The organism is Kitasatospora sp. NPDC052868, from assembly GCF_044547105.1.
Classification (GTDB): Bacteria; Actinomycetota; Actinomycetes; order Streptomycetales; family Streptomycetaceae; genus Kitasatospora.
Genome location: NZ_JBITZW010000004.1, coordinates 365,390 through 378,563 on the forward strand (window position 1 = coordinate 365,390; position 13,174 = coordinate 378,563).

General features: G+C 74.4%; 9 protein-coding genes. All 9 read left to right on the forward strand.

Going from position 1 to position 13,174, the window contains the following annotated elements:
- The first annotated feature begins 7 nt into the window (after positions 1–7).
- The 9 genes from bldG (at position 8) to ACIGZJ_RS10365 (ending at position 13,151) form a co-directional block, all read left to right on the forward strand.
- Positions 8–349, forward strand: coding sequence for an anti-sigma factor antagonist BldG (gene bldG / locus ACIGZJ_RS10325; protein ID WP_387949816.1), 342 nt, complete (start codon positions 8–10; stop codon positions 347–349).
- 159 nt (positions 350–508) lie between these two features.
- Complete coding sequence (locus ACIGZJ_RS10330) at positions 509–928, forward strand: ATP-binding protein (protein WP_396456810.1); 420 nt, start codon at positions 509–511, stop codon at positions 926–928.
- 232 nt (positions 929–1,160) lie between these two features.
- The gene (locus ACIGZJ_RS10335) at positions 1,161–1,529 is read left to right on the forward strand and encodes a cyclophilin-like fold protein (RefSeq protein WP_396456811.1); all 369 of its coding nucleotides are present in this window, start codon (positions 1,161–1,163) and stop codon (positions 1,527–1,529) included.
- Positions 1,530–1,671: 142 nt separating this feature from the next.
- Entirely contained in the window at positions 1,672–2,397 is a 726-nt protein-coding gene (locus ACIGZJ_RS10340; protein WP_396456812.1) for a small secreted protein, read from the forward strand.
- 206 nt (positions 2,398–2,603) lie between these two features.
- Positions 2,604–4,136, forward strand: a complete 1,533-nt coding sequence (locus ACIGZJ_RS10345) for a methyltransferase (RefSeq protein WP_396456813.1) — start codon at positions 2,604–2,606, stop codon at positions 4,134–4,136.
- Positions 4,137–4,330: 194 nt separating this feature from the next.
- Positions 4,331–4,792, forward strand: a complete 462-nt coding sequence (locus tag ACIGZJ_RS10350; protein WP_396456814.1) for a DUF3592 domain-containing protein — start codon at positions 4,331–4,333, stop codon at positions 4,790–4,792.
- Positions 4,793–5,259: 467 nt separating this feature from the next.
- Positions 5,260–8,118: a type I DNA topoisomerase gene (gene topA / locus ACIGZJ_RS10355; protein ID WP_396456815.1), complete on the forward strand. Its 2,859-nt coding sequence runs from the start codon at positions 5,260–5,262 to the stop codon at positions 8,116–8,118.
- Between the two features lie 157 nt (positions 8,119–8,275).
- Positions 8,276–11,653: a dTMP kinase gene (tmk, locus tag ACIGZJ_RS10360; RefSeq protein WP_396456816.1), complete on the forward strand. Its 3,378-nt coding sequence runs from the start codon at positions 8,276–8,278 to the stop codon at positions 11,651–11,653.
- Between the two features lie 286 nt (positions 11,654–11,939).
- Complete coding sequence (locus ACIGZJ_RS10365; protein ID WP_387949940.1) at positions 11,940–13,151, forward strand: DNA polymerase III subunit delta'; 1,212 nt, start codon at positions 11,940–11,942, stop codon at positions 13,149–13,151.
- Positions 13,152–13,174 lie beyond the last annotated feature (23 nt).

The following is a 13,174-nucleotide window of genomic DNA, read 5'->3' on the forward strand; positions in this document are numbered from 1 at the left end:
AGGTTCCGTGGACCTGTCCCTGTCGACCCGTACAGTCGGCGATCGCACGGTCGTCGAGGTTGGCGGCGAGATCGATGTGTACACCGCCCCGAAGCTGCGGGAGCAGCTGGTCGAGCTCGTCAACGACGGTAACTACCACCTCGTCGTCGACATGGAGGGCGTGGACTTCCTCGACTCGACCGGCCTGGGTGTGCTGGTGGGCGGTCTCAAGCGTGTGCGCGCCCATGAGGGCTCGCTGCGCCTGGTCTGCAACCAGGAGCGCATTCTGAAGATCTTCCGGATCACCGGTCTGACCAAGGTCTTCCCGATCCACACCTCCGTGGAGGACGCGGTCAACTCGACCGACTGACGTGGCCGGGCCGGCCGTACCGGTCGGCCCGCCCGAATTCATGCGTCCGGGCGGCCGGGGCCTTGGGCCCCGGCTGGTCCCGGCCGCTCCAGGGCCGGTGTCCACCGGCCCGCGGGGGCCGCGTGTCCGGCCCCGGTCGAGGGACCCCGAGGGGGAGAGATGGCAACCGTCGAACTTCGATTCAGCGCGCTTCCCGAGCACGTGCGAACGGCCCGGCTGGTCGCCGCGGCAGTAGCCAGACGCGCGGGGGTGGACGAGTCGGTGCTCGACGAGGTGCGGCTCGCCGTGGGCGAGGCGTGCTCCCGTGCCGTCGGGCTTCACCAGCGCGGCGGTATCACCGGCGCGGTCCGGGTGGCGCTCACCGATCAGGAGAAGCGTTTCCTCATCGAGGTCGAGGATGAGGCCGGCCCCGCCACGGTTCCGGCCTCCGGCAGCGCCGAGGCCGCGGACCCGGACGAGGACACCCTTGGCCTCGCCGTCATCACCGGCCTGGTGGAGGACCTGGAGGTCACCAACGGGGCCGATGGCGGTCTGATCCGGATGAGCTGGCCGGTCTCGGCCGACACCGCGGCGGTCTGACCGACCCGGTGCTCGCACGCCTCCAGAGGCCCCGACGCCCTGGAGCCTTCCCGGTGGTCCGGGCGTTTCCCGGCGGTCCGGCGTTTCCCGGTGCTCCGAGGCCGGTGGCGGTCGGTTCCCCCGGCCTTCGGCATTGACAAACTGTTGATTCGGGCGATTCCCTGCTCTTGGCACGACCAGGCCCGATCCGTCTCCGGACGATCGGATCCTCGTCGGACAAGAGGGACATCCCATGCGGATACGCATTCTGTGGCCTGCCGGGCAGGCGACCGCCACACTCGACCCCACGCCCACCGCCGACGCGCTCTGGGCCGTGCTCCCGATCGCCTCCTCGGCGAGCACCTGGGGCGAGGAGGTCTACTTCGAGACCCCGGTCAGCGTGCCCCGCGAGGCCGGTGCCCAGCAGGTCGTGGAGCCCGGCACGGTGGCGTTCTGGACGGACGGGGACAGCCTGGCGCTGCCCTACGGGCCGACGCCGATCTCCCGGGACGGCGAGTGCCGACTGGCCAGTCCGTGCAACGTTCTCGGCGTGCTGGACGGGGACGCCGCAGTGCTGCGCACCGTCCGGCCGGGGGATCCGATCCGGGTCGAACGCGCCTGATGAGTACGCGCCGGCGCGGTCCGGTCGCGCGGGTCGGTCGCGCGGTCCGGCGGCCGGTGCAGCCGAGGCGGGCGGGAACCAGGGGGCGTCGGGCGGCCGTGTAGGTTCGCAGTTCGACGATCGAACCGAAAGGGCTCTCCCGGTGAACAAGCGACTGCTGGCCGTACCCGCGCTCGGCGCGCTGCTCGCGTTCGGCGCCGTCGGCTGCGGCGACGACAACAGCAAGCAGCTGGAGTCCTGGGCGGCGAACGTCTGCGGCGCGGCCAAGGACCCGATCGCCCAGGCGCAGACCGCCCTGACGGACACCGGCCAGGTGAAGACCGGCGAGTCCCCGGCCGATCTGCAGAAGCGGCTCTCGGCGGACATCGGGCGGCTGGCCAAGACCAACCAGCAGATCGCGGATGCGATCAACTCGGCCGGGGCGCCGAAGGTCGACGAGGGCGCGAACCTCCAGAAGGACACCGTGGCCGAGCTGAACAAGGCGGCGGACGGCTACCTGGAGGTCCAGAAGAAGCTGGACGCGCTGTCCAACGGCGACCAGGCGAAGTTCGCGGACGGTCTGCGCAGCGTGGCGGACCAGGTGCAGCAGCTCTCCTCGCTGTCCACCCAGGCGCAGGGCAAGTTGCAGCGCGGCGAGCTCGGTGCCGCCATGGCCAAGCAGGAGGGCTGCAAGCCGGGTGCGGCCGCCGCCGCCCCGACCGATGGCGCGAGCGGCGCCCCGGCGACCGGGACCGCCCCCGGCACGCCCGCCCCGGGCGCGACGGACACCGCGAGCCCCGCGGCCACGGACCCCGCCGCCACGCCGGCGCCCTCCGCGCCGTCCGCGTCCGCTCCGGCACCTGCCACCCCGGCGCCCTCCGCGAGCTGACCCGGGCGCGGCAACCCGGCGGGCCGGTACGACACGGACCACCACACCCCGGTGCGGCCTCCCGGCCGACCGGGGCGTTCGGGCTGCCCCGGTGCGCTCCTGAAGCGGCACCGAGGCGGTACCGAGGCGGCTCCGGCGCGGCCCCGAGGCGGGGTGGCGGGCCGGTTCGGGTGGGTGGGGGTGGTGGGGCGGGGGACAATGGCGGGGTGATCAGTAGCCCCGTTCTCGACCCCACCCGCCTCGCCAAGTTCCGCGAGGCGCTGCTCGCCGCCTCCTACACCGCCGACGGGTGTCTCGATCTGCTCGGGCCCACCGGGTACGCGGCACTGGCCCGCAGCGAGGCGGTGCCGGCGCTGCGCGCGACCCGCGGCGGGAGCCCGCTGGAGACGCTGGTGCGGCTCTTCCTTCTGCAGCACCCGGTGCCGTACCGGGCGGCGGCCGCCGCGCTGCCGGTCGAGGACTGCCTGTCCGACGGCTGGCTGCGCTCGGACGGCGAGCTGGTCCGGGCCACCGTGGACGTCCGCCCGTACGCCAACGAGGTCGCCGGACTGCCGAGTTCGGACGCCTGGGTGGTCTCCGACCTGGGTTGCGCGGTCGGCGGCGCGGGCGGGATCGGCTCCGGGGAGACCGCGCACGGCGTGGTCCGCAAGGACCTCGTCCTCGGTGTCGGCGGCGCGTCCACCACGCTGGCCAACATCAGCGTGCGCCGGCCGGTCCGGGCGGCCCTGGACCTGGGGTCGGGCTCCGGGGTGCAGGCGCTGCACGCCGCCCGGCACGCCCAGCGGGTCACCGCCACCGACCTCAACCCGCGCGCGCTGCGGTTCACCGAGCTGACCCTCGCGCTGTCCGGCTTCGAGAACACCGAGGTCGCCGCCGGCAGCCTCTTCGAGCCGGTCGGGGAGCGGAAGTTCGACCTGATCGTCTCCAACCCGCCGTTCGTGATCTCGCCCGGCGGCCGGTTCACCTACCGGGACGGCGGGATGGCCGGCGACGACCTCTGCCGCAGCCTGGTCCGCGGCGCGGCCGCCCATCTGGAACCGGGCGGCTACTGCCAGCTGCTCGCCAACTGGCAGCACGTCAAGGGCGAGGACTGGCACGACCGGCTGGCCGGCTGGGTCGCCGGCACCGGCCTGGACGCCTGGATCGTCCAGCGGGAGGTCCAGGACATCGCCCAGTACGCCGAGTTGTGGCTGCGTGACGGCGGTGACCACCGGGGCCCCGGCGGCGACTACCAGGCCCGGTACGGGGAGTGGCTGGACGCCTTCGAGGCGGGCGGCGTGGAGGGCATCGGCTTCGGCTGGATCACCCTGCGGGCCGGCGGCGCCGAGCAGCCGACCGTGCGGGTGGAGGAGTGGCCGCACCCGGTCGAGCAGCCGCTCGGCCCGCACATCGACGAGTGGTTCGCCCGGCAGGACTTCCTGCGGACGCAGGACGACGCGGGGCTGCTCGCGGCCCGGTACCTGTTGGCCGACGACGTGGTCCAGGAGCAGGTCGGGGCACCGGGGGCGGAGGACCCGGAGCACGTGATCCTGCGTCACAACCGGGGCATGCGGCGTGCCACCAAGGTGGACACGGTGGGGGCGGGGTTCGTCGGGGTCTGCGACGGGACGCTGTCGGCCGGCGAGATCGTGGACGCGATCGCGCAGCTGCTCGGCGAGGACCGGGTGGTGCTGCGGGACCGGGTGCCGGAGTCACTGCGGCTGCTGACCGAGCAGGGCTTCATCCGGCCGGTGCTCTGACCGGCAGACCTGTCGACCAGGCGGTCGCCTCGACCGCCTGGTTCACCTCGCCGTAGCCCCTGATTCGTCCCTCGGTCGCCGAACATCTGTCCTTCGTTGGTCCGCTGCTGTGAGGCTCTCTGTCCACAGGCTGTGGACAAAGGCGGTGGACAGAGCCGCCGGACGGGGCCGGTGAACGAGGCGGGGGGCCAGCGGTGGAGACGACGACCGAGATGGTGGGCGGTGTGGTGCTCGCGCTCTTCGGCGGCGCCCTGCTGCTCTGGTGCGCCGCCGAAGTGCGCCTTCGCCACCTTCTGCGCCGCCGAGGGGTTTCTGCGGTCGCCAAGGTGGTCGCCGAGGCCGACGCCCACGGCGAGCTCGACAGTGCGCCGCTGCTCTCCTTTGCCGCACCGGCGTCGGTCGGCGGCCCGGGGGCGAAGCGGTGCGCCGAGGTGGTGCTCGCCAGGCCGCGCGGCCACACCCCGCTGCGGCGGCCGGCCCGGTTCGCGCCCGGTGCGTCGATACGGATCGCCTACGATCCGGTTCGGCCGAGCCGGGTGGTGCTGGCGGCGGCCGAGACGCCCCGCGCGGCGGTGGTGGACCTGCTGTGGACGACGCTCGGCGCGGGCTGCCTGGCCGCGGGTGCCTGTCTGCTGGCCGCCGGGTTCACCGGCTGACCTGCTGCGATCCGGTCGGCGGGTGGAAAGCCGGGAGGTTCGCCCGGCGCGGGTGCCCGACCCGCCGCCCGCCACCCCTCGGCCACAGGCCGTCGCCCCAGTTGCAGCCCGGCCGCCGCCCGGTCGTCGGTCGGGTCGCCCGGGTCGGTCGGAGCTCCGTCCGAGGCTGACGATTTTCCGTTGACAGATTTTGAAATCCGTCATTCCATCCTTCGAAACCCGCCGAAGCCCCCCTCCACGGGGCGCGAAGCTCCATCATCGGGTTACCGTTCGAGTGGCGTCGGTCGGCCTTGCCGGTGAAAAAGCGGGATCCGTCCGTTTGACAAGGGTGGCCGGGGTACGGTCACACTCCGCTGGTGGGGTCGTCGTACAGCGGCAGCCCCGGGACGGTGGAGGGGTCGGGCGGAGCGCAGCCCGTGCTGCCAGCGCCGACCAGCTCACATAACGACCGGGAGAGAAGAGCGAAGGTGTCCCCGAGCAGCGAGACCGCGCACGGACAGCGACTCGTCATTGTCGAGTCGCCGGCCAAGGCGAAGACGATCAAGGGCTACCTTGGCCCCGGCTACATCGTCGAGGCGAGCGTCGGACACATCCGCGACCTGCCCAGCACGGCGGCCGAGGTGCCGGACAAGTACACCGGCGAGGTACGCCGCCTCGGCGTCGACGTCGACCACGACTTCGCTCCCATCTACGTGGTCAACGCGGACAAGAAGTCCCAGGTCAGCAAGTTGAAGTCGCTGCTCGCGGAGTCCGACGAGCTCTTCCTCGCCACCGATGAGGACCGCGAGGGCGAGGCCATCGCGTGGCACCTCCAGCAGGTGCTCAAGCCCAAGGTGCCGGTGCACCGGATGGTCTTCCACGAGATCACCAAGTCGGCGATCCAGGAGGCCGTGGCCAACCCGCGCGAGCTGAACCAGCGCCTGGTCGACGCCCAGGAGACCCGCCGCATCCTCGACCGCCTCTACGGCTTCGAGGTCTCGCCGGTGCTGTGGAAGAAGGTCATGCCGAAGCTGTCGGCGGGCCGCGTGCAGTCCGTCGCGACCCGCCTGGTCGTCGAGAAGGAGCGCGAGCGGATCGCCTTCCGGTCCGCGTCCTACTGGGACCTGGTCGCCACCTTCGGCACCGGCCGCACCCCGGCGGACTCGGCCAACCCGGAGACCTTCGGTGCCCGGCTGTCCGCCGTGGACGGCAAGCGGATCGCCAGCGGCCGGGACTTCGGCTCGAACGGTCAGCTGAAGGCCGGCAGCGCCAACACCCTGCACCTGGACGAGCAGGCCGCCCGTACGCTGGTCGCCGCCCTGGAGCAGACCGCGTTCGCGGTGCGCAGCGTCGAGTCCAAGCCGTACCGCCGCTCGCCCTACGCGCCGTTCCGCACCACCACGCTCCAGCAGGAGGCCAGCCGCAAGCTGGGCTTCGGCGCCAAGCGGACCATGCAGGTGGCCCAGAAGCTGTACGAGAACGGCTTCATCACCTATATGCGTACCGACTCCACCACGCTGTCGGACACCGCGATCAACGCCGCCCGTGCGCAGGTCACCCAGCTCTACGGGGCCGACTACCTGCCGGACGCGCCGCGCACCTACGCCAGCAAGGTCAAGAACGCGCAGGAGGCGCACGAGGCCGTCCGCCCCTCCGGGGACCGCTTCCGCACCCCCGCCGAGACCGGCCTGAGCGGCGACGACTTCCGGCTGTACGAACTGATCTGGATGCGCACCGTCGCCTCCCAGATGAAGGACGCGGTCGGCCAGTCCGTCACCGTCAAGGTCGGCGGCCGCGCCGCGGACGGCCGGGACGCCGAGTTCTCCGCCTCCGGCAAGATCATCACCTTCCACGGCTTCCTCAAGGCCTACGTCGAGGGCGCCGACGACCCGAACGCCGAGCTGGACGACCGCGAGCGCCGGCTGCCCCAGGTCACCGAGGGCGACCCGCTGGCCGCCGAGCAGCTCACCCCGGAGGGCCACGCCACCAAGCCGCCGGCCCGCTACACCGAGGCCTCGCTGGTCAAGGAGCTGGAGGACCGGGAGATCGGCCGCCCGTCCACCTACGCCTCGATCATCGACACCATCATCAACCGCCGCTACGTGTTCAAGAAGGGGACGGCGCTGGTGCCGTCGTTCCTCTCCTTCGCCGTGGTCAACCTGCTGGAGAAGCACTTCGGCCGGCTGGTCGACTACGACTTCACCGCGAAGATGGAGGACGACCTCGACCGGATCGCGGCCGGCGAGGCGCAGTCCGTGCCGTGGCTGAAGCGCTTCTACTTCGGTGAGGGCGAGGGCCACGCCACCGGCGGCGCCGCCGAGGCCGGCAACGGCGACGGCGACCACCTGGGTGGTCTGAAGGAACTGGTCACCGACCTCGGCGCGATCGACGCCCGGGAGATCAGCTCGTTCCGGATCAGCGACGACCTCACCCTGCGGGTCGGCCGCTACGGCCCCTACGTCGAACGCGCCTCCACCGTCGAGGGCGAGCCCGGCCAGCGCGCCGACATCCCGGACGAGCTGCCGCCGGACGAGCTCACCGTCGAGCTGGCCGAGGAGCTGCTGGCCAAGCCCAGCGGCGACTTCGAGCTCGGCCCGGACCCGGTCAGCGGGAACATGCTGGTCGCCAAGGACGGCCGGTACGGCCCGTACGTGACCGAGATCCTGCCCGAGGGCACGCCGAAGACCGGCAAGAACGCCGTCAAGCCGCGCACCGCCTCCCTGCTGAAGTCGATGGCGCTGGACACCGTCACCCTGGCGGACGCCCTCCAGCTGCTCTCGCTGCCGCGGGTGGTCGGCTCGGACCCGGAGGGCGTGGAGATCACCGCGCAGAACGGCCGCTACGGCCCGTACCTCAAGCGCGGCACCGACTCCCGCTCGCTCACCAGCGAGGAGCAGATGTTCACGGTCACCCTCGAGGAGGCCCTGGCCATCTACGCCCAGCCCAAGCAGCGCGGCCGGGCCGCCGCCGCGCCGCCGCTCAAGGAGCTGGGCACCGACCCGGTCAGCGAGCGCCCGGTCGTGGTGAAGGACGGCCGCTTCGGCCCGTACGTGACCGACGGTGAGACCAACGCGACCCTGCGCAAGGACGACGAGGTCGAGACCATCACGCCGGAGCGCGGCTACGAGCTGCTCGCCGAGAAGCGGGCCCGCGGGCCGGTGAAGAAGACCGCGAAGAAGGCCCCGGCGAAGAAGGCCACCGCCACGGCCAAGAAGACCGCGGCGAAGAAGACGGCCACCGCCAAGACGGCGGCCAAGAAGACGACCACGGCCAAGACCGCGGCCGCCAAGAAGACGGCCGTCAAGAAGACCGCCGCGAGCAAGGCCGCCGCCACCGACGAGGGCTGACCCTCCGCCAGTGGCACCGGGCCCGCGTCTCCTCCGGGAGGCGCGGGCCCGTGGTCTGTGGACGTACTTGTGCGCGGAGCGTCACAACCCTGCAATGAGGGCGATCCGGAGGGCCGCTCACCCTTTTGCGGCAACCGCCGACCGCTACGCTGACGGTATGACGAGCGAGGAGCAGCCCACCCCCAGCGCCGCCGCGGCCGCCAGAGCGGGCACACCCGATCTGCCCGAGGTGGCGCCCGCCGGGACCGCCGGGGAGCGGGTCCGCGCGCTGCTGCGGCTGCGCCCGTACCGCCGGCTCTGGACCACCCAGCTGATCGGCGGCACCGCCGACCGGCTCGGCCTGCTGGTCCTGCTCGCGCTGACCGTGATCGCCGCCGCGCTCGGCGGGAGGTTCGGCGACCTGCCGCGCAGCCTGGCCTTCGCGGTCGCCGCCGTCTTCGCGGCCCGGCTGGCCGCCACCGTGCTGTTCGGCGCCGCCCTGCTCGGGCCCGTGCACCAGCTGCTCGGCGGCCCGCTGGACCGCCGCTGGACGATGCTCGGCGCGGACGCGCTGCGCGCCGTGCTGATCGGCCTCGCGCCCTGGTGGATCGTCTGGCTGGGCTCCGGCCCGAAGCCCTCCGGCGCCGCCGCCTACGTGCTGCTCGCCACCGTCTTCGTGACCGGTGCCGCCGAGCGGGTCTGGGCGATCGCCAAGGATGCCGCCGTCCCCGGTCTGCTGCCGCCCGCGAACCCCTACGCCCCGGCCGGCGAGCAGCGCCCGTCCGCCGCGAACCTGGACACCGTCCGGACGCTGGACCTGCGCACCGGCTGGGCCACCGTGCCGCTCGCCGCCGCCGCGCTGATCGGGCTGACCCTGGTCAACAACGTCTTCGCGGCGCTCGGCTCGGACTGGCTGCGGCTGCACCAGACGACCTTCGCCGCCCTCGGCGCGGCCGGCCTGTTCGCCGCCTCGGCCGTCCGGCTGTACCTCCAGACGCTGCCCGGCGGCCGGGTGTCCGCCGCCCCGCGCTCCCCGCTGCAGGGCCTGCGGGCGCCGGTCGACGCCACCCCCGGCCCCGCGCTGGGCAAGGGCCGCACCGGCTCCGCCCCCTACTTCACCTTCGCCGTCGCCGCCGGGTACGCCTCGATGGCCGGGGTCGCCGCACTGGCGCTGCTGACCGCCGTCGAGCACCGGGCCGGTCCGATCGGCTACGGCCTGCTGGTGCTCGCCGCCGCCGGGGCGCCCGCGCTGGGCGTCCGGCTGACCCGGGCCACACTGCCCGCGCTGTCCCGCCGCCGGCTGCTCGCCCTGGCCCTGCTGACCGAGGGCGTGGCGCTGATCCTGGCCGGCCTGGTGCTGGACTTCGTCCTCGTCCTGCTGCTCACCGTGCTGGCCGGGCTGGCCGCCGGGATCGTCATCTCGGCCGGGCGCACCCTGCTCGCCCAGGAGGTCGAGGAGGAGCGGCTGCCGAAGGTCGTCGAGCACCTGTACGCGGTGCTGCGCGCCGTGGTGGGTGCCGCGCTGGTGGCCGTGCCGCTGATCGCGGCCGGGTACGGGGACGTCGAGTACGGCACCGTCGAGCCGGGCTCCTTCACCTTCATCCACGGCGGTGCGGCACTGGCGGTCGCCACCGCGGGGCTGCTGACCCTCGTCCTCGCGGCCGTCGTGCTGCTCAGGACCGACGACCGGCGCGGCACCGCCCCGTTCGGCCGCGACCTGGTGGACGCCGTCCGCGGCGGCACCGGGCTCCCCGCGCACCGCACCACCGGTACCGGCTTCTTCATCGCCCTGGAGGGCGGCGACGGCGCCGGCAAGTCCACCCAGTCCCAGGCGCTCGCCGAGTGGATCCGCGGCAAGGGCCACGAGGTGGTGCTCACCCGCGAGCCCGGCGGCAGCCCGGTCGGACAGCGGCTGCGCGGTCTGGTCCTGGACGTCGGCAACACCGGCCTGTCGCACCGCGCCGAGGCGCTGATCTACGCGGCGGACCGCGCCGAGCACGTCGAGAACGTCATCCGGCCCGCGCTGGCCCGGGGCGCCGTCGTCATCACCGACCGCTACATGGACTCCTCCATCGCCTACCAGGGCGCCGGCCGCGACCTGGCAGCGACCGAGGTGGCCCGGATCTCGCGCTGGGCGACCGGCGGGCTGGTGCCCGACCTCACCGTGGTCCTGGACGTCGACCCGACCAAGGCGCGGGAGCGGTTCACCGAGGCGCTGGACCGGCTGGAGTCCGAGCCGACCGAGTTCCACCAGCGGGTGCGATCCGGCTTCCTCGCCCTGGCGGCGGCCGACCCGGCGCGCTACCTGGTCGTCGACGGCAGCCGGCAGCCCGGCTTCGTCACCACCGCGATCCGCCACCGGCTCGACCGCGAGCTGCCGCTCTCCGAGCAGGAGAAGGCCGCCCGGGCCGAGCAGGAGCGGCTGGCCCGCGAGGAGGCCGAGCGCCGCGCCGCCGAGGAGGCCCGCCGGAAGGCCGAGGAGGAGGCCGCCGAGCGCAAGCGGCAGGAGGTGCTGGAGCAGCTCCGGGCCGAGCAGGCGGAGAAGGAGCGGCTCGCCAAGGAGGAGGCCGAGCGGATCGCCGCCGAGGCGGCGCGCAAGGCGGCCGAGGAGGCCCGGCGCAAGGCCGAGGAGGAGGCCCGCCGACGCGCCGAGGAGGAGGCGAAGCGGCGCGCGGCCGAGGAGGAGCGGCTGGCCCGCGAGGAGGCCGAGCGCCGGCGGATCGCCGAGGAGGCGGCCGCCCAGGCGGAGCTCCAGCGGCAGCGGGAGCTGGCCCGCGAGGAGCAGCGCCGCCGTGCCGAGGAGGCCCTGCAGCGGGCCGAGGAGGCCAGGCTGGCGCAGGCCGCGGCACTGGCTGCGGCCGCGGCTGCCGCCGCGAGCGCTGCGGACCGGGCGGATGCCGCTCCGGGTGGTGCTCCCGGTGGTGCTCCGGGCAATGACGTGACGACCGAGCTGCGGGTTCGGCCCGTCGAGGACGCGACCCAGGAGATCTCCGAGCGGGACCGCCAGGCGGCCGTGCGGGCGGCGCAGGCCGCCGGACCGGCCCCGGCCGCGCCCCCGGCGCACGCCCCGGCGGACGCGACGGCGAAGCTGCCGGTCGTCCCCGCGGTGCCGGCGGACGAGACGGCCGTGCTGCCCCGGGTACCCGCCGACGAGACGGCCGTGCTGCCCCGGGTGCCCTCGGCGGACGCCGACCGGACCTCGGTGCTGCCCCGGGTCGAGGACGACCGCCCGGCGCCGCCCGCCGACCGCGTCCCGCCGGGCCTCTGGCGGGAGGACCGGGCCGCGGCGGACGGCGGCACCCGTGAGCTGCCGGTGGTCGAGGAGCAGCCGCCGGCCGTCGAGCCGCGACCCCGGCCGTCCTGGGCCGAGGAGACCCCGATGGACGACCTGCCGAGCCTGACCGACACCCTGCTCGGCTCCCGCGACGAGTGGACCCGCCTGCAGCAGGGCTCCGCCGACCCGCGCCCGCAGGACCCGCGTGCGCCGCAGCCGGGCGCCCGGGCCGAGGAGCAGGGCGACGGCAAGGGCAAGGGCCGCCGCTGGCGCCGGGGCTGAGCCCCGACGGTTCGACCGACGGGCGGTGCGGCCGGAGCTCAGCCCCGGCCGCACCGCCCGTCGTCGTACCGGACACGTATGCTCGACCGCGGGGAGGCCGCGGCGCCGGTGGCACCCGCGCCGCCCGGATCGGGACGGCCCGAACGGGGGCGGTCCGCACCGCGGCGGCCCCGGCCGGGACGGTCCGTGTCCCGTGCGGTCCGTAGCGCGCGCAGTTCGTAGCGTGGGCAGTTCATACCGTGCGCAGCCCGTACCGTGGCAGTCCGTACCGAGCTTGGGAGCAGCAGTGGCCGTCTGGGACGACCTGGTGGGCCAGGACCGGGTGGTCGAGCAACTGACCGCCGCCGCCCGGGCGGCCGGGGCGACGGCCGCCGCCGGGCGCGGGGCCGGCCCGGAGCCGGGCGGCAACGCCTCGCTGATGACGCACGCCTGGCTGTTCACCGGCCCGCCCGGAGCGGGCCAGACCACCGCCGCCCGCGCCTTCGCGGCCGCCCTCCAGTGCACCAGCCCGGACCTCGCGCTCGGCGGGACGCCCGGCTGCGGGTTCTGCGACGGCTGCCACACGGTGCTGGCGGGCAGCCACGCGGACGTGAAGTACGTGCGCACCGACGGCCTCTCCATCGGCGTCGGCGACATGCGCGAGCTGGTCATGCGCGCCTCCAGCTACCCGACCGGCGGACGCTGGTCGGTGATCCTGGTCGACGCCGCCCACCGGCTCACCGAGTCCGCCGCCAACGCCCTGCTCAAGGGGGTCGAGGAGCCGTCCCCGCGTACCGTCTGGCTGCTCTGCGCGCCCTCCGTGCAGGACGTGCTGCCGACCATCCGCTCGCGCTGCCGCCTGCTGGTGCTGCGTACCCCGGCCGCCGAGGCCGTCGCCGACATGCTGGTCCGCCGCGACGGCGTCGAGCCGGAGACGGCCCGGCTGGCCGCGCTCGCCGGACAGGGCGACATCGAGCGCTCCCGCCGGCTGGCCGTCGACGACCAGGCGCGCAGCCGCCGCACCGAGGTGCTGCGGATCCCGCTGGAGGTCGGTGACATCGGCGGCTGCCTGGCCGCCGCGCAGCGCCTGGTCGACACGGCCAAGGCCGACGCCGAGTCGCTCGCCGAGACCCAGGACGCCAAGGAGACCGACGACCTGAAGGCGGCGTACGGCGCCGCCGAGGGCAGCAAGGCCCCGCGCGGCATGGCCGGTGCGGTCAAGGAGCTGGAGAAGCGCCAGAAGAGCCGGGCCACCCGCACCCGTCGGGAGACCCTGGGCGTCGCGCTGCTCGACCTGCTGGGCTTCTACCGCGACGTGCTCGCCCTCCAGCTGGGCTCGACCGGCGCGCTGGCCAACGAGGACCAGCGGCAGGCCCTGAACAGGGTCGCCCAGGCGGGCCCGCCGGAGGGCACGCTGCGGCGGATCGAGGCGGTGCTCGCCTGCCGCCGGGCCCTGGACCGCAACGTCGACCCGCTGCTCGCCGTCGAGGCGATGACGGTCGCGCTGCGGGCGGGCTGAGCCCCGTCGGGTAGGGCTTCCCG

What these genes read in the sequence shown, in the direction of transcription:
- ACIGZJ_RS10330 (WP_396456810.1), top strand. Translation starts at nt 509, where the DNA reads ATGGCAACCGTCGAACTTCGATTCAGCGCGCTTCCCGAGCACGTGCGA.
- ACIGZJ_RS10335 (WP_396456811.1), top strand. Translation starts at nt 1,161, where the DNA reads ATGCGGATACGCATTCTGTGGCCTGCCGGGCAGGCGACCGCCACACTC.
- tmk (WP_396456816.1), top strand. Translation starts at nt 8,276, where the DNA reads ATGACGAGCGAGGAGCAGCCCACCCCCAGCGCCGCCGCGGCCGCCAGA.